The organism is Chryseobacterium sp. KCF3-3 (genome assembly GCF_045865955.1).
In the GTDB taxonomy this organism is placed as follows: Bacteria; Bacteroidota; Bacteroidia; order Flavobacteriales; family Weeksellaceae; genus Chryseobacterium.
This window is the reverse complement of sequence record NZ_AP035792.1, coordinates 2,615,891-2,636,941: the sequence shown is the minus strand read 5'-3', so window position 1 is coordinate 2,636,941 and position 21,051 is coordinate 2,615,891. Positions and strand designations below refer to the sequence as shown.

At 36.1% G+C, this 21,051-nt stretch carries 18 protein-coding genes and 1 rRNA gene; 9 read left to right on the top strand and 10 right to left on the bottom strand.

Going from position 1 to position 21,051, the window contains the following annotated elements; all coding sequences use genetic code 11:
- Positions 1–294 precede the first annotated feature (294 nt).
- The 3 genes from ACKTTZ_RS11790 (at position 295) to ACKTTZ_RS11780 (ending at position 2,335) form a co-directional block, all read left to right on the top strand.
- A complete protein-coding gene (locus ACKTTZ_RS11790; RefSeq protein WP_407848948.1) occupies positions 295–1,029 on the top strand; it encodes an intradiol ring-cleavage dioxygenase in 735 nt (244 codons plus the stop codon).
- Between the two features lie 139 nt (positions 1,030–1,168).
- Positions 1,169–1,816 (top strand): hypothetical protein, encoded by a 648-nt coding sequence (locus ACKTTZ_RS11785; protein WP_407848946.1) that lies wholly within the window; start codon positions 1,169–1,171, stop codon positions 1,814–1,816.
- A 21-nt stretch (positions 1,817–1,837) separates the two neighbouring features.
- Complete coding sequence (locus tag ACKTTZ_RS11780; RefSeq protein WP_407848944.1) at positions 1,838–2,335, top strand: hypothetical protein; 498 nt, start codon at positions 1,838–1,840, stop codon at positions 2,333–2,335.
- Positions 2,336–2,518: 183 nt separating this feature from the next.
- On the opposite strand, the gene ACKTTZ_RS11775 is transcribed toward ACKTTZ_RS11780, so the two are convergent.
- Both ACKTTZ_RS11775 and ACKTTZ_RS11770 read right to left on the bottom strand, forming a co-directional pair.
- Entirely contained in the window at positions 2,519–3,544 is a 1,026-nt protein-coding gene (locus tag ACKTTZ_RS11775) for an LLM class flavin-dependent oxidoreductase (protein WP_407848942.1), read from the bottom strand.
- A gap of 342 nt (positions 3,545–3,886) precedes the next feature.
- Complete coding sequence (locus ACKTTZ_RS11770; RefSeq protein ID WP_407848940.1) at positions 3,887–6,025, bottom strand: DPP IV N-terminal domain-containing protein; 2,139 nt, start codon at positions 6,023–6,025, stop codon at positions 3,887–3,889.
- A gap of 328 nt (positions 6,026–6,353) precedes the next feature.
- On the opposite strand from ACKTTZ_RS11770, the gene ACKTTZ_RS11765 reads away from it, so the two are divergent.
- On the top strand, positions 6,354–6,866 hold the full coding sequence (locus ACKTTZ_RS11765; RefSeq protein ID WP_062675631.1) for a YceI family protein: 513 nt from the start codon (positions 6,354–6,356) through the stop codon (positions 6,864–6,866).
- 80 nt (positions 6,867–6,946) lie between these two features.
- A complete protein-coding gene (gene ygiD / locus ACKTTZ_RS11760; protein ID WP_407848938.1) occupies positions 6,947–7,774 on the top strand; it encodes a 4,5-DOPA dioxygenase extradiol in 828 nt (275 codons plus the stop codon).
- Positions 7,775–7,849: 75 nt separating this feature from the next.
- Here the strand turns inward: ygiD and ACKTTZ_RS11755 are convergent, their stop codons facing one another.
- The 3 genes from ACKTTZ_RS11755 to hutH form a co-directional block, all read right to left on the bottom strand.
- Positions 7,850–9,331, bottom strand: coding sequence for a S8/S53 family peptidase (locus tag ACKTTZ_RS11755; RefSeq protein ID WP_034693299.1), 1,482 nt, complete (start codon positions 9,329–9,331; stop codon positions 7,850–7,852).
- A 91-nt stretch (positions 9,332–9,422) separates the two neighbouring features.
- A complete protein-coding gene (locus ACKTTZ_RS11750) occupies positions 9,423–9,869 on the bottom strand; it encodes a GNAT family N-acetyltransferase (RefSeq protein WP_407848936.1) in 447 nt (148 codons plus the stop codon).
- A gap of 115 nt (positions 9,870–9,984) precedes the next feature.
- The gene (gene hutH, locus ACKTTZ_RS11745; RefSeq protein WP_034693297.1) at positions 9,985–11,472 is read right to left on the bottom strand and encodes a histidine ammonia-lyase; all 1,488 of its coding nucleotides are present in this window, start codon (positions 11,470–11,472) and stop codon (positions 9,985–9,987) included.
- Between the two features lie 130 nt (positions 11,473–11,602).
- On the opposite strand from hutH, the gene ACKTTZ_RS11740 reads away from it, so the two are divergent.
- Both ACKTTZ_RS11740 and uvrC read left to right on the top strand, forming a co-directional pair.
- A complete protein-coding gene (locus ACKTTZ_RS11740) occupies positions 11,603–12,364 on the top strand; it encodes a hypothetical protein (protein ID WP_142018539.1) in 762 nt (253 codons plus the stop codon).
- An 86-nt stretch (positions 12,365–12,450) separates the two neighbouring features.
- Positions 12,451–14,244: an excinuclease ABC subunit UvrC gene (uvrC, locus tag ACKTTZ_RS11735; RefSeq protein ID WP_407848933.1), complete on the top strand. Its 1,794-nt coding sequence runs from the start codon at positions 12,451–12,453 to the stop codon at positions 14,242–14,244.
- Between the two features lie 403 nt (positions 14,245–14,647).
- Here the strand turns inward: uvrC and ACKTTZ_RS11730 are convergent, their stop codons facing one another.
- The 3 genes from ACKTTZ_RS11730 to ACKTTZ_RS11720 are packed head-to-tail and all read right to left on the bottom strand — an operon-like array spanning position 14,648 to position 17,376.
- Positions 14,648–15,391: a hypothetical protein gene (locus tag ACKTTZ_RS11730; RefSeq protein ID WP_407848931.1), complete on the bottom strand. Its 744-nt coding sequence runs from the start codon at positions 15,389–15,391 to the stop codon at positions 14,648–14,650.
- Positions 15,392–15,401: 10 nt separating this feature from the next.
- Positions 15,402–16,484: a PorV/PorQ family protein gene (locus ACKTTZ_RS11725; RefSeq protein WP_034693290.1), complete on the bottom strand. Its 1,083-nt coding sequence runs from the start codon at positions 16,482–16,484 to the stop codon at positions 15,402–15,404.
- A gap of 13 nt (positions 16,485–16,497) precedes the next feature.
- The gene (locus tag ACKTTZ_RS11720; protein ID WP_034693287.1) at positions 16,498–17,376 is read right to left on the bottom strand and encodes a DMT family transporter; all 879 of its coding nucleotides are present in this window, start codon (positions 17,374–17,376) and stop codon (positions 16,498–16,500) included.
- Between the two features lie 171 nt (positions 17,377–17,547).
- On the opposite strand from ACKTTZ_RS11720, the gene ACKTTZ_RS11715 reads away from it, so the two are divergent.
- Positions 17,548–18,069, top strand: coding sequence for a GNAT family N-acetyltransferase (locus ACKTTZ_RS11715; RefSeq protein ID WP_253316302.1), 522 nt, complete (start codon positions 17,548–17,550; stop codon positions 18,067–18,069).
- Between the two features lie 283 nt (positions 18,070–18,352).
- Entirely contained in the window at positions 18,353–19,981 is a 1,629-nt protein-coding gene (locus tag ACKTTZ_RS11710) for an acyl-CoA carboxylase subunit beta (RefSeq protein WP_034693284.1), read from the top strand.
- Positions 19,982–20,063: 82 nt separating this feature from the next.
- On the opposite strand, the gene ACKTTZ_RS11705 is transcribed toward ACKTTZ_RS11710, so the two are convergent.
- Together ACKTTZ_RS11705 and rrf are read right to left on the bottom strand one after the other, a co-directional pair.
- Complete coding sequence (locus ACKTTZ_RS11705) at positions 20,064–20,261, bottom strand: hypothetical protein (RefSeq protein ID WP_034693282.1); 198 nt, start codon at positions 20,259–20,261, stop codon at positions 20,064–20,066.
- A 627-nt stretch (positions 20,262–20,888) separates the two neighbouring features.
- Positions 20,889–20,996, bottom strand: a 5S ribosomal RNA gene (rrf, locus tag ACKTTZ_RS11700).
- Positions 20,997–21,051: the final 55 nt, after the last annotated feature.

Sequence of the window (21,051 nt, the reverse complement as noted above, 5' to 3'; positions counted from 1 at the left end):
GCAGAAGAATGGAAGATGGGAGTATTGAACGTCTTTAAAACATAGCTTAATACATCCGGTTTCCCTCTTCAAACTCCCATGCAAACTCTTAATAATTCTTAAAAAACACTCATTTACCGACACATTTTATTCGTTTACCTCATAAATTTTCCTGCACCGTTTTTTGAAAATACTTTTGGAATAAGAAAAGGCTGAAAGCTGTGAGCAAAGCTCTGGATGTTTTATAGTTCCAAATAACTTCCCACTCCCAGCCTCCCTCTTCCAGCCAAAAATATAATCTTAAAACCCTGTATTATGAAAACAATGAATAGAAAAGGCTTTCTGAAAAGCCTTGGATTAGCCGGAGTAACAGCCGTTGCCGCTCCTCTTTTAATCCATTGCGGAAATGATGATGATATTACGGATTCATCTTCTGGTACCTCAACAGGATCAGGTTCTACAGGATGTTCGGTTACCAATACTGAAACTGAAGGGCCGTTTCCTACAAAATCTCCATCAAGCTTGGTTCAAAGTAATATTGTGAGCGACAGAACCGGAGTTCCTTTTACCATTACGATCACGATACAGAATGTGAATACCAGCTGTGCAGTTTTACAGGGCGCTTTTGTGGATATCTGGCACTGCGATAAAGATGGAAACTACTCTGAATATGGAGGAACAGGAATGCAGCCTACCAACTACACGACGGTTCATTTTTTAAGAGGAAGACAGACTACAGATGCGAATGGTCAGGTAAAATTCACTTCTATTTTTCCGGGTTGGTACAATGGGAGAGCCACTCATATCCATGTTCATGTTTATAATTCTGCAGGACAGTCTTTATTGGTGACTCAGATTGCATTTCCTGAGGGAAGTGACAGTGCTGTGGTACTGGTAGCAGCAAGTACCGGATACAAAGGAATGAGCGGCTACACCTACAATGCCAATGATAATGTGTTCAGTGATGGAACCTCTAATGAAATGTCTGCTGTCTCAGGAAGTGTAAGTGGTGGTTTTGCTCTCACTCATACGATAAAAGTATCGGCATAAACTCTGAAAAGTTTCTTAAATATTAGTTATTATCCCATTTCCACAAAGCACAGGTCTGATCTCAATAGGAATTGTTTGTTTATCATCCTCAAAAGCAATGTATAGATCTGTGTCTCGTGGGAATATTAAAATGTCTCCTATGTTAGTTCAAAGCCCTTCAAAAATTTTCAAAAACGATTTCAGAATCTGGCAGGAAAATGATAAAAATACCGTTACTGAGATTCTTAACGATAAAGATAGAACTTATACTCTGTATAACGTCAAAGAGGTGGTTCTGGATATTGAAGGAGAATTAAGACTCAGTTTTGAAGAAGAAAGAACTCTTCTCATACTGCCTTTGTACGGGGAAATTATTATCAATGATTTTTATGAAACAATTTCGGCAGGAATCTCTCTCACGCTGAATACCCAGAAAGGAAAAGATATTGTCATCAAAAATATGATCTATCACGATCAGACAGATCTTTTAATTTTTGAATTAAAAAAACAAGAAAATATTCAGAACTACACCAAAAATGTACTGGATTTCACCCTAAAAAACAATGTCTTTACTATTTCTAAGGTATTACAGCAGCCTAACTTTATCGGACTTTATAATGGACGTGCTGAAGGATATTATGCATTGAAAGATGCTGATAAATCTATTTTCGGAATGGTTCTCAACGGCGCATTTGAATTTCAGAACAGACTGATGGAAAACCGGGATGCTATTCTGCTTTGGGAACTTGAAGAACTGGAGTTTGAAGCTTTAAGTGAAAATGCCCTGATTCTTTTTATGGAAGTGTAAAATGATAAAATGGATGAAACGATGAAAAAAATAAAACTCGCTTTCCGTATTGTTATCGATCAAAGTTCGGAAATGATTTGGGATCGCTATGTATTTGATGACACTTATTTTGAATATAAAATTCAGCATCAGGTTTTTGATGACAAAGATAATCCCGTAAAGAATTATTGGGAACTGCTTCAGAAAAATCCGAACGCTCAGAAAATCCCTTTTTTATTGAGCAGTGCGGCTAACAATTATGTTTCGCAATTGGGTGGAATAATCAGAAGTATTCCGGATGTTTTAGGGAATACTTATTTTCCGTTTGAAAATTTTAAATTAGATCTGGTCTCTTCTCATCTCGAAGATCCTTCAAAACATAAAATAGGTCTTACTTTTTTCTCACCTGAACTTCTACTGATTGATATTATTGATGGTAAATACCTTCTCAGCAAAGAAACAGACCTGGAAAATGGATGGGAAACTTTCATGCTTCCGTTTCATCCTCAGATGTCAATCGCCTATTATCAGGAAATATAATTTTTGTGATTTCTATAGAAAGAGACTATCTCAAAAGTCAAACAATTTGGCTTTTGTCATTCTGAACACAGACTGAAAGTCTGCGAACGAAGTTCATAAATGTAGTGAAGAATCTCATGTATTTGGTTATCTATGAGATTCTTCCTTCGTCAGAATGACACTTCTGAGACAGTCTCTTTTATTTTATAAATCTTTAATGGCAGGTTTTACCTCTTTTCCGAATAATTCAATAGATTTCATCATCACATCATGAGCAGGATCTCCCACATCCATGTGCCCGATAAATCTTGTGATTCCGAAGATTTCCTTCATATAAGCAATTTTGTCTGCTACTTCTGCCGGACTTCCGATAAATAAAGCGCCGTCTTTGCTTCTTCCGCCTTCATACTGTGCTTTAGTATAAGGAGCCCATCCTCTGGAAGCCCCTATCCTGTCCATCTGGGATTTATAATTATGGAAATACCCATCTACTACATTTTGATCGTCACTCACAAAAGTATGTGAATGAACGGCAATCTGCATTTTTGAAACATCATGTCCCGCTTTTTGGTATTCCTGTTTATAAAATTCAATCAGATTTCTAAACTGAATTGGCATTCCTCCAATAATGGCTACCACTAAAGGCATTCCAAGCTGAGCCGCGCTCAAAACAGATTGAGGAGTTCCACCAACAGCTCTCCAGATTGAAAGTTTCCCGTCATTTTTTGCTCTTGGATAGACAGTTTGGTTCTGCATCGGTGCACGAAGTTTTCCTGACCAGCTTACGTTTTCTTCAGAATTGATTTTCAGTAACAATTCCAGTTTTTCATCAAATAACTGTTCATAATCATTCAATGAATATCCATACAACGGAAATGACTCAATGAAACTTCCCCGTCCCACGAATATCTCAGCTCTTCCGTCAGAAATCAGATCCAGTGTTGAAAAATCTTCATATACTTTTACCGGTTCCGAAGAGCTCAAAACAGTAACTCCACTGGCCAGTTTTATATTTTTTGTAATACTTGCGGCCGCCGCCAGAACTATTTCCGGAGAGGAAACAGCATAATCCGGACGGTGATGCTCTCCCATTGCAAAGACATCAATACCCACCTCATCCATCAATTTTACCTGATCCAGTATTTCACGGATCTTAATTCCTGCATCTCTATATTTTCCGGTTGACTGGTCTAAAGCCAGATCACCGAACATTCCTATTCCTAATTCCATATTGTTGATTTTAGTAATACAAAATTACCACTATGAAAAATCAAAAACATTGATGTTTGGTAAGATCGGAAGTGTTGAGAAAAATGAGTAGTGCTTTTGTTGGGTAACGCAAAGGCGCAAGGAATTTTTATCTTTATACTGTTTTAAGGCGCAAGAAAATCAAAGATTTTCAGCAAGATTAATTGTTATAGTATTAGGATTATAAAATTTTATCGCAGATAAAATCTTTGCGTCTTACAATATGAAGTATTCAATAATCTTGCGCCTTTGCGTTTTCAAAAAATCCTAATCCTTTTTTAGCAAAACAAAAAATCCAGCCTAAAGCTAGACTGGATTGTAATATTATTTCTTCAGATATAGATCAAAATAATCTGTGATTTTCTGCATCAGGTGAACTCTGTCTTTCCCAATCACATTATGCGGATGTCCCGGATACGTAAAGTAATCCAACTGAACTCCGTTATCCACTGCAGATTTGATGAATTTAATAGAATGCTGCCATACTACTACATCATCCTGAGCTCCGTGGATCATCAGCAGTTTTCCTTTCAGATTCTGAACTTTATCCAGAAGATTAGCCGCTGCATATCCCTGTGGATTTTCCTGTGGAGTATCCATATATCTTTCTCCGTACATGATTTCGTACATGCTCCAGTCGATTACAGGTCCTCCTGCTACACCCACTTTGAATACATCCGGTTTACGAAGCATGAAGCTTGTTGTCATAAATCCTCCGAAACTCCATCCATGGATTCCCATTTTATCTCCATCTACATAAGGAAGCGACTTTAAGTAGTCTACTCCTTTCATCTGGTCATTCATTTCTGTAGTTCCCAGGTTTCTGAATACAGCCTGCTCAAACTTCATTCCTCGGTTAGAAGAACCTCTTCCGTCCATCGTAAAAATAATATAACCGTTCTGGGCCATATATTCATACCAAAGATTTCCTGAAGCAGGGAAAGTATTTGTGATCAGCTGCAAGTGTGGTCCGTTGTACAGATAAACAATGGTGGGGTATTTTTTATTTGGATCAAAGTTGGTTGGAAGAATGATTTTTCCGTACAAAGGAGTTCCGTCATCTGCTTTTAAAGTTACGTTTTTAATTTCCGGTCTCTGATAATTCTTTAATGGATTTTCAGAAGTAAGGATATTGGTAGTTTTTAAATTCGCTGTATTGATAATGTTGGCAACTCTTGGTGAATTGGCATTACTGTAAGTGTCATACAGATAATTTCCATCGCTGCTCAAAGTTCCGATGTGCATTCCTTCTGCATTATCAAGCTTTTGCATTTTGAAATTGGTCCAGTTGATTCTGTATAAATGTCTTTCCAAAGGAGTCTCTTTTGTTGATGTAAAATAGATTTCCTTTTTCTTTTCATTGAATCCTAAAATCTCCGTTACCAGCCAGTCACCTTTTGTAATTTGAGATACCAGTCCTTTTTCAAGGCTATAGTGGAACAGATGGTTATATCCTGTTCTCTGGCTCTGCCAAATGAAGTCTGTATTAGAGTTTGGGAAGAATGTAAGTGGATGCTGTGGCTCAACATATTTACTGTCTGTTTCCTCAAATAAAGTTTTTACCAATTCTCCTGTCGCAGCATCATATTGATTCATTTTCATATGATTCTGACCTCTGTTCAGTACACCTACAAAGATGTATTTTGAATCCGGACTCCAGGTTACAGCCGTTAGATATTGGTCTTTTTCGCCTTCCACTTTTAAGAAAGTAGTAGCTTGAGTTTTAATATTGAACACCCCTAATGTCACCTGGTGAGAAGTCTGACCAGCCATTGGATATTTGATATTATGATTTACGGCCGGAGTTACAGACCAATCGATGATTGGGTAATCTGCAACCATGCTCTGATCCATTTTATAGAAAGCTACACTCTCAGAGTTTGGAGCCGGGAAAATTCCGGTATCAATTCCAAATTCATTTCTGTGAACAGCTTGTCCGCTAATGATATTTTCGTTCGTTTCGTTGGTAACCGCAATGGTTTTCCCGTTTCTGTTTATAAATAAATTATTCTTTGTTGTGAAGGCAAAAGTCTGACCGTCACCAAACATTTTCACGTTTGCAGCATCCTGATCAATGGTAGCTGTGCTTTTTACTTTCCAGTCGTTTCCTGATTTTTCAATCCACGACATTTTACCACCTGTCGTAAAATAGCCATTGGAATTTCCTGTAAATTTAATAGGTGGAACAGCTTTAAACTTATCATTGGAAAGGTTTCTGTTCAGTTGACTCAACGAGATCAGAGTATCCTGTTTGCTGGTCTTCAAATCTGTAATCAGATAACCACCTTTCACGGCCTGGATATAAGATTTTCCGTCTGCAGCCCATGAAAACTGGGAGATATTTTTTACAGCAAGGTTGGTTCTCATTCCATTTACAGCCTCCGCCATGATAAATTTCTGGGTCTGGGCAAATGCTGAACTGCCTAAAACCAGCATCAATAAAGAAAATTTATGTAATTTCATTGTATAAAATTGAATCCACCAAAAATAAGAAATAAAAATCATTCGTTAAGAAATGTTAAATTAAAACATTCATAAAATAGAATTCATGCATTCAAAGGAATTATTTCTTAACTTAATAGTAGAATTTTTTGGATAAGTGAATCGTGAATAGTCAATCCGCTGCGCTTGTCAATTTTAATTATTGGAAATGTGTAGTATTCACCATTCACTTGCGTAGCAAAATTGACCATTGACAAAAAAACTCATTTCTTATCCTATATCAATGACTCATATAGGTGCGCTGTCCTAAATTTGCATCATTAATAACAAACAAAAAATACAAAATACAATGGCAACAAAATGGATTTTAGACCCTACGCATAGTGAAATTACTTTCAAAGTAAAACACATGATGATCTCTAACGTAAAAGGAAGCTTCAGAACTTTCACTGCTGAAATTGAATCTGAAGATGAATTTTTTGCAAACGCTAAAACTACTGCTACAATCCAAACGGATTCTGTATTCACAAACAATACAGACAGAGATAACCACTTAAAGTCTGCAGAGTTCTTCAATGCTGAAGTACATCCTACAATCACTTTTGAATCTCAGGCATTAAATAATTCTATCGTTGGAAATCTTACCATCAACGGAATTACAAAACCTGTAAATCTTGACGTAGATTTCGGAGGAATCAATGTAGACCCATGGGGAAATACAAAAGCAGGTTTCTCTTTTGAAGGAAAAATCAGCAGAAAAGACTTCGGATTAAACTGGAATGCCGCTCTTGAAGCAGGAGGTGTAATGGTAAGCGATGATGTAAAAGTAGCTGGTGAATTACAGTTTGTAAAACAGGCATAGTAAATAACATATAGTATAAAAGGTTCAGGGATTTTTCTAAAAGTCTTGAACCTTTTATTTTTTTATAATCTTCAATATTTATGAACCTCAACGATCTTCAAAACATAAGCGACGGTTTTAAAAGCACACAGAGAATGCCTGTTTTATTTCTTGGACATGGCTCACCAATGAATGCCATTGAAGAGAACCAATTTGTACAGGGTTTCCGAAAAGCTGCCTCAGAAATTCCAAAACCTAATGCAATTCTTTGTATTTCTGCCCACTGGTATACAGACGGAACTTTTGTAACCGCTATGGATATGCCGAAAACCATCCATGATTTTTATGGTTTTCCAAAAGCACTTTTTGATGTACAGTATCCTGCTCCGGGAAGTCCGGAACTGGCGAGAGAAACAGCGGAATTACTTCTTCCTGTAGATGTGGAAGAAGACCACAACTGGGGACTGGATCATGGTGCATGGTCAGTTATCAAACATATGTATCCTGATGCCGATATTCCGGTGATCCAGCTGAGTATTGACTATACAAAGCCTCCGCAGTATCATTATGATCTTGCCAAAAGACTCAACAAACTTCGTGAAAAAGGTATTCTTATTATCGGAAGTGGAAATATTGTTCATAACCTCCGCCTCATCGACTGGAAAAATATAAATACAGTGGGAGCTGGCTGGGACTGGGCAGTGGAAGCCCGTGAAAAAACCAACAACTGGTTACTTGACGGTAACTTTCAAAATATTATTGATTATCAGAAACAAGGGACTTTCTTACAATATGCTGTTCCTACACCTGATCATTATCTTCCTCTACTTTACTCTTTAGGGCTGAAAGATAAGTCCGAAGAGCTTAGTTTATTCAATGACGAGCTTATTGGTGGATCATTGAGTATGACAAGTGTAAGGATAGGATAATCTAATCTATATTACAATAAAAAAGGAAATACCTCAGCTGAGATATTTCCTTTTTCTTTTTTATGGAATTATTATTTATTGTACCGCTTTCAGAACATTGATGTTTCCGTAGCCATAGCTTGAATTTACATTTGGATAGTAGGTAGCAGACTGTCTCATTTTATTCAGTACCTGATCTCTTGTCCATGATGGATTTTTAGCCCAAACCAAAGCTGCAATTCCTGCTGTAGCTGCTGTAGCCACTGAAGAACCACCTACATAATCTGCCTGACCATTATAATAGCTTAATACAGGAACAGTATTCCCTGAAGGTCTCTCCATCTGGAAAGTAAAATCAATCTGACTTCCAGAGTGGCACACATCACATTTCTGATTGGAAGTATTTTCTTTTACTCCTGTTATCGCCTGAGTTTCCGGCATTGATGCAGGGAAAATGACTCCGACAAAACTAGTGAAACTGGTTGAAGTACCACCTGCACAGAAGATCAGCTTTCCTTTAGAATAAGCATATTTAACCCCATCTTCAATTTTTCCGACGGAGAAGATATGTCCCATTGACATAGAGATGATTTTTACACTGGTATTGTTACCCAATTCTGTGAAAGCCGTTTTTACAGCAGTCTGTTCACTGGAAGTTTCAAGAACAACATTTTCTGCAGCTCTGTAGGCAATAAGATTGGCATTATAAGCTACTCCTACAGGTAATCCTGCATTATTTCTTGGTGCTGCCATTACGGAAGCCATTTTTGTTCCGTGTCCACACTGATCTCCGGATCCATCTGAATTATATACTCCGTATTTACTGATCGTTCTTCCTGAAGAAGCTCCATTATTAAAACTTCCTCCCAACAAAGTCTGTTCAGGAGAAACTCCTGTATCAATAAGTCCTATTGTAACACCTGCACCTGTACTGTAGCTCCATGCATCAGGAATATTATGCTTAGCAAAAGCCCAAGGTATTTTTGCACTTGGTGTCGTTGAAGTATAGTCTGCAGTACTTAAGGTAGATGATGAGAACCCACATCCTGACGAGCCACTTCCTGAAGATTTTGCAGCTGCATTATATTGAGCTTCAAATTCAAAATAATGATAGTCTGCCGGTTCTACATATCGGATGTTTTTCATTTGTCGGAGCGCGGAAACAGTTTCCTCATTTTCTATCACAACATCCATCTGATTAAGATATTGATCTGAAAGAAGAAGAAAATTTCTTTCGTCTTTTCCTTCATATTTTTTGATTACAGAAAGAACTTCCTTTTCAATATCGCTGCTGTTTGGAGATTTACTTCTGTCGAAGTCATCTTTAGAAGCTCCAAAACCGATAGAGACCATTTTATTTCCACGGAAAATAGCACTCCATACAAAATGATCGGATTCATTCTTCCAATTGAAAGTACCGTCCGTTTTAATCGCCTGATTGATCCTTTCGTTGATCTGTTTTGCAGTCAATGGATCTTTCTGGGCCATTTCGGTTTTTACATTTTCGTTCTGAAGTTCTTCTCTCGAGCAAGAGTTTAAAGCAAAAAATATTGCTAATAGGAATACAGTTTTTTTCATATGTTATAATTTTGGTTGAGGCCACAATATAACACTTTAACGGGAATTAAAAATTGAAAAAAAATGAATTTAGCATTACATGAATATTAAATTACAATACTTTCCCGTAGCATACACTTTGCTCTATTCCAACGTATTGTCCATAATTGGGTATTTGATAAAAACCACTTTTTTGATAAACTGAGATGGCACTTTTAAGATCCCTGGAAGTTTCCAAAACAGCTTTTGTAAAGTTCAATTCTGTTGCCCAACTTTCAAGTTCTTTTACAATGGTGGAACCTAGTCCTTTCTTTCTGAATTCCGGATGGGTAAACATTCTTTTAATTTCTACAGTATCTTCTGAAAATGGTTTGAATGCTCCGCAGGCTGCGGGAATATCATCTATATAAGCTACGACACAGTTTTTGATGGTATCTATTGTATTGAACTGAGCAAAGAAGTCATCATTTTCACCATTATGTTCAGACAAAGTGGCATCGAGGAGTTTTACAAGGCCCTGAAAATCTTTATTAGTGGAATCTGTTCTGAGGATATGCATTTTTATTTGATTAAAAGATGAATGTGGATAGAATCAAACCTTATAGGTTTAAACCCAGCCATTATTTAGTAGAAAACAAAAAAGCTCCCTTTCGGAAGCCTTTATTTTATTTGGATTAGTTGACAACAAATTTTCTTTCGTTAATTAACTCAGCAATTGCGAGCATATCTTTACCGATCAGTCTGTCATCTTCCAGCTTGGCAACTTTAGAACGAAGAATAGCAAAGTTTTCTTCAATTACTTTAGAGCATTTCGCCGGTCTTCTGAATTCCAGTCCCTGAGCTGCAAACATCAACTCAACAGAAAGAATGTTCACAAGGTTTCCAAGAACCTGATTGAATTTTCTTCCTGAAATACTTCCCATAGAAACATGATCTTCCTGTCCTAAACTTGTTGGAATAGAGTCTGCTGATGCAGGGAAACATAATGTTTTGTTCTCTGTAACCAACGCTGCTGAGGTATACTGAGGAATCATAAATCCGGAATTCAATCCTGAGCTTTCCGTTAATAATCTCGGAAGTCCATATTTTCCTTCTAATAATAAGTAACTTCTTCTGTCTGAAATATTTCCCAATTCCGCAGCTGCTAATGTAGCATAATCTAAAGGCAACGCCATTAGCTGTCCGTGGAAGTTTCCACCTGAAATAGATTCTTCAGCGCTTAGGACAATCGGATTATCTGTTACAGAGTTCAATTCTGTTTCTGCCATTCCTTTAAGATGCTCAAAAGCATTTCTGCTGGCTCCATGAACCTGTGGTACACATCTCATGGAATAAGGATCCTGAACTCTCTCACAATCTTCATGAGCTTTCATATTTTCGGATCCCTTTAAGAACTTAAGCATTCTTGCCGCCACTTTTTTACTGCCTTCGAAAGGTCTGATCTCGTGAAGTTCCTTTTTAAATGGGCTTGCTGATCCTCTGTACGCTTCAAGACTCATAGCAGCTGTCATATCAGCAAGGTCTAATAAGTATTCAAATTTTTCAAGTCCTTTGATCGCATGAGCAAGGATAAACTGCGTACCATTGATTAATCCCAATCCTTCTTTTGGACCTAAAGCTAATGGTTCAAGGTCATGTTTTTTCAAAACCTCCATGGTATCAGAAACCTGATCACCTTCCCAAACTTGTCCTAAACCAAGTAAAGGCAGTACAAGATGTGCTAAGGGAGCAAGGTCTCCTGATGCTCCTACAGATCCCTGTTCAGGAACTACAGGAATGATATCTTTCTCAAGCATCAGAATCATCCTTTCAATAACTTCCAGGGAAACTCCTGAAAATCCTTTCGAAAGCGCATGTACTTTGGCAATCATCATAATCTTGGAAAGCTCTTTATCAATGGGCTTCCCTACACCTACCGCATGAGAAATGATAAGGTTGTATTGTAACTGAGCGGTTTCGTCTGCTGAAATTTTAGTATCACACAATGGTCCGAATCCTGTATTGATTCCATATACACATCTGTCTGACTCTACTATTTTCTGTACGTTTTTCTGAGATTTTAAAATTTGTTCTTTTGCTGCTTTGTTTAGCTTGGCTTTATTAGGTTTTTTACATATTTCCAGAACATCATGGAAAGTAAAAACATCTACTCCGTATATCATTTCTAAAAAATTTCCTTAAAATTACGCATTTAACAATAATTGGAAAAGCTAAATTTCAATCTTCTATATTTTTATAAAACAAGCGAAATAATTTACTACTTTTAGCCTCGAAAATTAAAAACAATAATACATGAGACTGAAAACTCTACTACTTGCTGTATGTGTAGCAAGCACAACTGCTTTCGCGCAGAAAGTAAAATACTCTAAAGAGGACATCAAAAAAATGGAAACTTACCTTTTTAATGAAGGTTTTAATACTCCATCTCCTAAGAAAACATCTACCATTATCTTAAAAGACGGAACTACCTACAAAGGTTTCTGTAATAAGATTGAAACCAAAAAAGGGCAGATCTACGAAGTTGCTATCAAAGACAGTGTGACCAAAAAGAATGCTACTTTCAATGCTGATCAGATCAATGAGATGTATGTGTATCCAAGCAATGCAGAGAAGATTGCAAAAGTGGCAAAATACATGGGGAATATCAGAAACTTCGGAACTAAGAAGTTGACAAAAAACACCAACAATGACAGAATTTATTTTGTAAATCAGACTGTTTCTTTAAAGAACAAAAAAGATGATAAGGAATTTCTGATGCAGGTTATCAATCCAGGTTTTGATGATATTATTTCGGTATACCACGATCCCAGAGCCAAAGAAACAACAGGTTTTTCTGTAATGGGATCCCCACAGCTTGGAGGAGGAGTTATCAAATCTTATTATGTAAAAAAAGGCAACAAGGTAATGTGGCTGCATAAAGATGATTTTGAAGACAATTATGATTTTCTATTTGGAGACAATCAGGATTTCATGAAAAAATATCCTAAGAACTCTGTAGAATGGGATTACTTCAGTTTTCTTGTAAGTGAATATACTGCAATGGCAAACGGATAAAATACTTTGAACCATAAAATAAAACCTGTAGAGCCATCTGCAGGTTTTTCTTTTTTAAATAGGGAAAGTTTCCTTAATTTTGTTATATGAATCCTTCTTTAGAACTACAGCTCAAAACCTTACCATCCGAACCCGGTGTTTATCGTTATTACGATAAAAACGAACAACTTTTGTATGTTGGGAAAGCTAAAAATCTTAAAAAGAGGGTTCTCTCTTATTTCAACAAAAACCTTTCCGGATACAGGATCAAAATAATGGTCAGCAAAATCCAGCGGCTGGAAACGACGATTGTAAACAGTGAGTATGATGCCCTATTATTGGAAAATAACCTGATTAAAGAGCATCAGCCGTTTTATAATGTCATGCTGAAGGATGATAAAACTTATCCATGGATCTGCATCAAAAATGAAGATTTCCCAAGAATTTTCCTGACAAGAAATGTCATAAAAGACGGATCAGAATATTACGGTCCTTACGCAAAAGTACGTCCTGCAAAAATATTACTGGATACCATAAAACATATTTATAAGCTTAGAACCTGTAACCTGAATCTTTCTCCATCTAAAATTGCGGATGGAAAATATAAGGTCTGCCTGGAATACCACATCAAAAACTGTGAAGGGCCATGTGAAGATCTTGAAAGTAAGGAAGATTATGACGAAAAAATAGATGCCATCCGTGGAATTATCAAAGGGGATTTCCGGAAAGCAAAAGATTACCTGGTGAATCAGATGATGAAACTGGCTTCCAACCTGAAGTTTGAAGAGGCTCAGATCATTAAGGAAAGACTGGATATTCTTGAAGATTATCAGGCTAAAAACACAGTTGTTAATCCGAATATTGATGATGTGGATGTTTTCGGAATGATCAGTGACGAAACCGCCGCATATGTCAATTTCTTTAAGATAAGAAACGGAAATATCATCCAGAGTTTTACCACAGAAATCAAAAAGATTCTTGAGGAAACCGATGAAGACATTATGGAAGAAGCTTTGATTGAGATTCGCCAAAAGTTTTCTTCAGATTCTAAAGAAGTTCTCTTACCATTTCATTTGTCTGTAGAAATTCCCAATGTAAAACTGATTGTTCCAAAAGTTGGAGACAAAAAAAGAATTGTAGAGCTTTCTGAAAAAAATGCAAAAGAATACCGTCTGGAAAAGCTGAAGCAGGTTCAGATTGTAGATCCTGAAAGGCATACCAACAGAATCATGGCTGAAATGCAGAAACTTCTGAGAATGCCGGTAGAACCAAGACATATTGAAGGTTTTGATAACTCAAATATTCAGGGAACCAATCCCGTGTCTGCCTGTGTTGTTTTTAAAGATGGAAAACCGAGTAAAGCAGATTACAGAATTTTCCATCCTAAAACGGTAGAAGGGCCAAATGATTTTGCAACCATGGAAGAGGTCATCTACCGCCGTTACAAAAGAATGCTTGATGAAGGAGAAAGTCTTCCCCAGCTGATTCTGATAGATGGAGGAAAAGGGCAACTCTCTTCTGCTGTCAAAAGCCTGAGGTTATTAGGTCTGTACGGAAAAATTACCATTGTAGGGATCGCCAAGAGGCTGGAAGAAATTTTCTTCCCGGAAGATCCTATTCCATTATATCTCGATAAAAAATCTGAAACATTGAAAATCCTTCAGCGTGTACGTGATGAAGCCCACCGATTTGGAGTAAAACATCACAGAACGAGAAGGAAAAATTCTACTATAAAATCCGAGCTGGAAGAAATTCCCGGTGTAGGAGAAAAAACTATTGAATTACTGCTGTCTAAACTGAAGTCTGTAAAACGTATCAAAGAAGCTAATCTGGAAACCCTGGAAGAAATTCTAGGTAAGAGTAAGGCTAAGGTAATTTGGGAGTTTTTTAATGCTAATTAATGATCTGACATAGCACAATAGTTCGATTTCCACAGATAAAAGGTTTTTTTTCGGTAAGATTTCATTGGAATTTACCATTTTATCAAAATGGGACAAAAACCAAAATTCCTTTTAATACAAAACAAACACAACAATAAAAAGCACAAATAAATAAATATTTTATTAAAAAATATTATTATATGTATTTTTTTCATAAATTAGAGTTATCAACTAATAACAATAATACTATGAAAATTTCACTCATTTTATAAATACTTCCACCATCTTATTTAGATTATGAATGGTTAGATTACCTTCCATATCTATAGGATAGTATTTTCGAAAAAAATGAAAAACACATCAACATATATATTATAAAAGGCTCTTTTTCAAGAGCCTTTTGTACTTATTTATTTTTATTTGATTATTTTGCGGCAAAAACTTCTTTCGCATATCTTCCATCTGTCTGTGGAAGATCTATTACAATATTCCCATTTTCAAAATATCCGATCGTTGTATTTCCATCAGCCATTTTTACAAGGAAAACAGAATTTTTTGAAGTTGCTTTGAAAATAGCAAATGGTACTGAGCTACCAGACTTTGCCAAAATAAACTGGCTAGGATCAATCTGTATTTTCTGAAGATCCAGTTTCCCGTTCGAGTAATTACTCGCCTCCGGAGTTGTTGTAGACGCTACAGATACCACAGGGTCAGGAGATGTATGTTGAGCACTATTATGAGATGCAGGTAATAACGCAACGGGATTGGAAGCCGGTACTTTTATCAAAGCCTGCTTCAATGCTTCGCCAAGTCCTTCTTCAAATTCTTTAATATTTGAACTCCCTTTAGATTCCAGTATCAAATTGTTATTACAATCTTTAAATTGCAATATCAGTTTATTTTTAAATATATTTTTATCATTTAGAACATCTGCTGTAACCACATTACAATAATTGGTTTTGGCTTCAGATGGCCAGTTATCTTTAATAATAGGAAGAATTATATATTTTCTTTCTGTCAGAGCTTTAAGAAAAGAGTTTTTCAATCCGTAATCTCCGCTGAAAGTCTGAAATTTTTCGGGAACTGCAACATATTTATAATCCGAAACCTTTTGTGCGAAAGCTATTGTTGAGCAAACAACCATCACCAATATTGATAACTTTTTCATTTTTATAATTTTAATCGTTTCTAAATGCTCCCATATCCAGTTTTAATGAGAAGAAATTGGAATAGAAATTAGATCCGCCAATTCCTGAATTCGTAATTGCATAATCCAGTGTAAGTCCTCTATATCTGATCCCAAGACCTGCACTCGGCTGGAAAGAAACTTTTCTTTTAAGGTCTTCTATATCTGTAATAGACTGGAATCTATTGATCCCCAATCTCACAAAAATCATTTTCTGATATCCCAGTTCAGCTCCTGCATAAGGACTGATACTGGCAAAATCTGTTGAAATTAATGATGCTGTTTTAGCAAAATCAACATTGATACCTGCTTCCGGTAATACATACACACTGCTATTGATTTCGAATAGCTTGCTGGCACCTACATTCAGCTTCGGCATTGTAAGTTCAAGTTTATCTTTAGGAGCAGGGTTAAATTCTTCCCCGTTTACAACAGTAGAAAGTTCTTTCTGATTAATCGTCCAGAAGTTTACAGTAGTCGTAATATCTCTCACCATACCTCCGAATTTCCATCCGTTATCTGCTTTATAAATTGCTCCCACATCGAAACCAAAACCATAACCATTTGCAAATTTACCTACATTTCTATAAACAATTTTAGCATTCACCCCAACATCCAATTTTGGATTTCCTCCCGGTCTGAAAGCATAAGAAAGAATAGCAGCATAATCGGATTGGGAGAACTTGGTAATTTTATCATAATCGATATTCCCTTCAGAATCGATCATTTGGGTAGTATTTAAAATATTGTCAACTCCAAGCCTTACTACCGAAACCCCAAAAACACCTTCTTCAAGTACTTTTGCATAGGCCAGATAGTCATATTTTGCAATGGATTCAAAGTATTCCGCATGCATTGCAGCTCCTTGCCAATCTCTTTCGACTGACATTAAACCTGCAGGGTTCCACATTGGAGAATATACGTCATCCTGGTTGGTAATTACTGCTCCTCCCATGGCAAGTCCTCTTGCTCCGGCTCCGATATTTAAGAATTCATTGGAATATTTCCTGATAATCTGAGATTGAGAAAGCCCAAACAGCAGTGAAAATGCAAGTAAAAAATATTTTTTCATCATATAAATTTGATGCTTAGTTTAAGTTTTTAGTTTTTCTGGCTTTTATTAATCCATTTGCAATGATTGCCAGTATCATAACACCTGAAGCGACATAAAATATAGGGCTCATATGTTCTGATTCCCCAAAGATAAAAAAAGCTAGTATAATTCCGTAGACCGGTTCTAAATTAACTGTTAAAATTAAAGTAAAAGGTGATATATATTTCATTAAATTCACCGATTCCAGCATTGGAAAAGCAGTGAAAACACTGGCTAACAAGCATATTAACGCCAGATCTCTGTAGTTTATTTCATTCATCTGAAAAATTTGCCCTGAAAACAAATAAAATAACATTAAAATGAACCAACCACAGAAAATTTCATAAAAAATAATGTTCCCAGAACTTGTTTTCCCAAACATCTTACCATTAAAAACAGAAAAAATAGTTCCGAATATAGCACACAAAATTCCATAAATAATACCTTCTTTAAAATGAAATTCTGTCTTAAAGATCAATAGTATACAGGCCACAATAACAGTTCCCATGATTACTTCAGATGCATCAATTTTCCTCTTGAAAATAATCGGCTCCAAAATTGAGGCAAAAAGTGTAGATAAAGAAAGACAGCTTAGCGCAATAGAAACATTGGAAACTTTAATAGAGTAAAAAAAGCAGTACCAATGGAGTGCCATCGCAAAACCTATTGCTGCCAGTTGAAAAAATATTTTTTTGGAAACCTTTATGCTCTCCTTTTTAAAAATCCTGATGAATACGTAAAGAAAAATAGAGGCAAACAACATTCTGTAAAAAACCAGAATCTGTGCATTGGCCTGAATCAATTTTCCCAGAATTGCAGTGAACCCCCATAAAAAAACTATTAAATGCAACCTGAAAAGTGCCAATTTATGCATAACCTATCCCCTTTTTATTTTAACGTGCAAATTTACAAATACGCTTTTATAAATCTTGTAAAAAAATATAAATTTACAGTAATAAAAAGATAATAAATAAAGTTTTTTATAGCTTTACTCTTAATTCAGAACACTTTCTATTAATTTAATAAAAAGATCAGTCAACTAATTATGATATTAAGTCCGAGCATTGAAATCAAAACAAAACATCTTACTTTAAGTCCTGTTGAAGACTTACACATCGATGATATTTTGGAACATTTTACCAATGAGGTGACCAGATACATGCCTTTTAACCCGCAAGGGAATAGACAGGATATAATCAACTTTGTTGACGAATCAAAAAGAACTTTGTCACAAAATACAGATCTGGTGATGGTGGCTCTGGATTCCGATAAAGGTTTTGTGGGCTGTTGCGGCATTCATAATATAACAGAGGAATCTGTTGAGCTTGGATTATGGTTAAAAAAGAACTCTCAAGGAAAAGGATTAGGAACCGAAATCATAACAACTCTTATTGAATTCCTGGAAAATAATTTTACTTTTAACTATATTTTATATCCTGTGGATGAAGAAAATATAGCCAGCAAAAAAATTCCGGAAAAACTTGGCTTCATTCCTGTAAAAAAATACAAAAAATATAAAAATGATACCACCGATCTCAATATTGTAGAATATAGAAAATATTACTAGCGTTTACAATTTGATCATAAAAAAACCCTGAAAATGTGTTAAACTTTCAGGGCCTTCAAATAATAAACTATTAAAAAAATAAACTAGGAACAGAGTAATTTTCAGAGGTTATCACCCTCCATTACTCTTATGTAAAGTTAGAAAAAATATAAATTATTTGAAAATATTTTTTAGTTAAAAATTTCACAAATTACTAAAAACCAAATAATTAAACATCTGTTTTACTTCCAATTCGTATTCCTCATAAAAATAGTATCTTTAAGCGTAAAAAATTGAAAATTTTATGGACATCGAATTCAATAAACGAGAAGATCAGAACAGATTAAAATTATCTGAAATAAATCGCTTACTCACTGAAATCAAAAAAGGAGGTGGTGAGAAGAGGCTTCAAAAGCTTCGTGATGAAGGAAAAATGACAGCAAGAGAAAGAATAGATTATCTTCTCGATAAAAATTCAGATTCCATAGAAGTGGGTGCATTTGCTGGATATGAAATGTATCAAGAGCACGGAGGATGTCCTAGTGGAGGTGTAGTGGTTGTTATTGGCTACGTTTCCGGAAGACAATGTATTGTAGTTGCTAATGATGCCTCTGTAAAAGCTGGTGCATGGTTCCCTATCACAGGAAAGAAAAACCTGAGAGCACAGGAAATTGCTATGGAAAACAAACTTCCTATTATTTATCTGGTAGACTCTGCAGGTGTTTACCTTCCTATGCAGGATGAGATCTTCCCTGATAAAGAACATTTTGGACGAATTTTCAGAAATAATGCTAAAATGAGTTCTATGGGAATCATCCAGATCTCTGCCGTTATGGGGAGTTGTGTAGCTGGAGGAGCTTATCTTCCCATTATGAGCGACGAGGCGATGATTGTGGATAAAACAGGTTCTATTTTCCTTGCCGGAAGCTATCTTGTAAAAGCAGCTATCGGAGAAAGTATCGATAACGAAACATTAGGTGGAGCGACCACTCACTGCTCTATTTCAGGTGTAACAGATTATAAAGCTAAAGATGATAAAGATGCTTTGAATAGAATCAAAAACATCATGAAATCTATTGGAACTACTGAAAAAGCAGGCTTTGACAGAATAGAGAGTTTTCCACCAAAAGAAAACCCGGAAAATATTTTCGGAATTATGCCGGTTTCAAGAGCTGAACAATATGATACTTATGAAATTATAAAGTGTATTGTGGATAACTCCGAATATGAAGAATACAAGCCAGATTACGGTAAAAGTATTATCTGTGCAACGGCAAGAGTTGATGGCTGGTCTGTAGGAATTGTAGCCAATCAGAGAAAGCTCGTTAAAAGTGGAAAAGGAGAAATGCAGTTCGGAGGAGTAATCTACTCTGATTCTGCTGATAAAGCAACTCGATTTATTGCCAATTGTAATCAAAGAAAGATACCTTTAATCTTCTTACAGGATGTTACCGGATTTATGGTTGGTTCCAAGTCAGAACATGGCGGAATTATCAAAGATGGAGCTAAAATGGTAAATGCAGTTTCCAATTCTGTTGTTCCTAAGTTCACTATTATTACGGGTAACTCTTATGGAGCAGGTAATTATGCAATGTGTGGAAAAGCTTATGATCCAAGATTAATTGTTGCATGGCCTTGGGCTGACTTAGCAGTAATGGGAGGAGCACAAGCCGCAAAAGTATTGGCTCAGATTCAGGAATCAACATTGAAAAAACAAGGAAAAGAAATTTCGGAAGAAGAGCACAACGAAATTCTGGATACGATTTCTAAAAAATATCAGAAACAAACTGAATCTACTTATGCAGCTGCAAGATTATGGACAGATGCCATCATTAATCCTGCAGATACCAGAAAATGGATTTCTATGGGAATTGAAGCTGCTAATAATGCTCCTATCACTGAGAAATTCAACTTAGGTGTAATACAGGTATGATAATTCCTAAATAAGAAAATAAACGCGGCTATCTCAGTTTGAGATAGCCGCGTTCTTATTATTTAAAAGCCTTAATTATAATTTAAGACAGATATTCTTCTTTACAAAATTCGACAGGACTTCCAAGTCTGATGCAGCATTGATACTTAGTCATGCAAATTCCATTTGGCCAGCCTGGAGGATAGCACATTCCAAATGCAGGATCATCAGGACATGTAGGTCCTCCGCTTCCTTTTAATGATTTTAAACTCTCTCTTGAAATCTTCACTAGATTTTTCATAGTTATTTTAGTTTTAGTTATTTCCTACTCTATTTAAGCTTTTCGGATAACGCTTTACTAAAATATCAATTTTTCCACACATAGTGAAATTTAATTCATGATATTGACTATATGCAATTTATTATTTCCCATTCTACACTATAGATTGAATGAATAAGCCATTATTTCAATTGTATCATTCCGCAGGAATCCAAACTTATGTATGAGACATTAAAGGATGTAAGATGACAAGAAAATGTCTAAGTTTTTTAGCAGTCAGTATCAGCAGTGTCATGCTGAGCGGAGTCGAAGCATTTTAATAAGAAGAAATTATATTTCTGTTATTTTAATTCCACGAAAGAGCTTTATTTAGACTCCTACGGAGTGACAGGATTCGGTTGGAATAAAGAATAGTATTGAAGGTAAAGACCCATTGTGGGATAAAGAATGGAAAAACAGAGGGCTGGAAGCATGAAGCTTGAAGCTTGAGGAAGGAAGATAAAGGAGATTAGTCATAGTGACTTATTATCTATTGTTCATTGCTTATTACTTATGTCTCTGTTGGGTTTGGGGGTTGGTTTGTTGGTGTATGTATATAACAAAAAAACCTTTATCGTAATGATAAAGGTTTTTTAAAAATAAAATAAAAACTGGCGGCGGCCTACTCTCCCGCGTTAGCAGTACCATCGGCGCTGGTGGGCTTAACTTCTGTGTTCGGAATGGGAACAGGTGAGCCCCACCGCTAAAACCACCCTAAAGGTTGTATATAAGGTTGCTGGATGTAGGTAATAGGTTGCAGGTTGTACCTGCT

What these genes read in the sequence shown, in the direction of transcription:
- ACKTTZ_RS11790 (WP_407848948.1), top strand. Translation starts at nt 295, where the DNA reads ATGAAAACAATGAATAGAAAAGGCTTTCTGAAAAGCCTTGGATTAGCC.
- ACKTTZ_RS11785 (WP_407848946.1), top strand. Translation starts at nt 1,169, where the DNA reads ATGTTAGTTCAAAGCCCTTCAAAAATTTTCAAAAACGATTTCAGAATC.
- ACKTTZ_RS11780 (WP_407848944.1), top strand. Translation starts at nt 1,838, where the DNA reads ATGAAAAAAATAAAACTCGCTTTCCGTATTGTTATCGATCAAAGTTCG.
- ACKTTZ_RS11775 (WP_407848942.1), bottom strand. Translation starts at nt 3,544, where the DNA reads ATGGAATTAGGAATAGGAATGTTCGGTGATCTGGCTTTAGACCAGTCA.
- ACKTTZ_RS11770 (WP_407848940.1), bottom strand. Translation starts at nt 6,025, where the DNA reads ATGAAATTACATAAATTTTCTTTATTGATGCTGGTTTTAGGCAGTTCA.
- ACKTTZ_RS11765 (WP_062675631.1), top strand. Translation starts at nt 6,354, where the DNA reads ATGGCAACAAAATGGATTTTAGACCCTACGCATAGTGAAATTACTTTC.
- ygiD (WP_407848938.1), top strand. Translation starts at nt 6,947, where the DNA reads ATGAACCTCAACGATCTTCAAAACATAAGCGACGGTTTTAAAAGCACA.
- ACKTTZ_RS11755 (WP_034693299.1), bottom strand. Translation starts at nt 9,331, where the DNA reads ATGAAAAAAACTGTATTCCTATTAGCAATATTTTTTGCTTTAAACTCT.
- ACKTTZ_RS11750 (WP_407848936.1), bottom strand. Translation starts at nt 9,869, where the DNA reads ATGCATATCCTCAGAACAGATTCCACTAATAAAGATTTTCAGGGCCTT.
- hutH (WP_034693297.1), bottom strand. Translation starts at nt 11,472, where the DNA reads ATGATATACGGAGTAGATGTTTTTACTTTCCATGATGTTCTGGAAATA.
- ACKTTZ_RS11740 (WP_142018539.1), top strand. Translation starts at nt 11,603, where the DNA reads ATGAGACTGAAAACTCTACTACTTGCTGTATGTGTAGCAAGCACAACT.
- uvrC (WP_407848933.1), top strand. Translation starts at nt 12,451, where the DNA reads ATGAATCCTTCTTTAGAACTACAGCTCAAAACCTTACCATCCGAACCC.
- ACKTTZ_RS11730 (WP_407848931.1), bottom strand. Translation starts at nt 15,391, where the DNA reads ATGAAAAAGTTATCAATATTGGTGATGGTTGTTTGCTCAACAATAGCT.
- ACKTTZ_RS11725 (WP_034693290.1), bottom strand. Translation starts at nt 16,484, where the DNA reads ATGATGAAAAAATATTTTTTACTTGCATTTTCACTGCTGTTTGGGCTT.
- ACKTTZ_RS11720 (WP_034693287.1), bottom strand. Translation starts at nt 17,376, where the DNA reads ATGCATAAATTGGCACTTTTCAGGTTGCATTTAATAGTTTTTTTATGG.
- ACKTTZ_RS11715 (WP_253316302.1), top strand. Translation starts at nt 17,548, where the DNA reads ATGATATTAAGTCCGAGCATTGAAATCAAAACAAAACATCTTACTTTA.
- ACKTTZ_RS11710 (WP_034693284.1), top strand. Translation starts at nt 18,353, where the DNA reads ATGGACATCGAATTCAATAAACGAGAAGATCAGAACAGATTAAAATTA.
- ACKTTZ_RS11705 (WP_034693282.1), bottom strand. Translation starts at nt 20,261, where the DNA reads ATGAAAAATCTAGTGAAGATTTCAAGAGAGAGTTTAAAATCATTAAAA.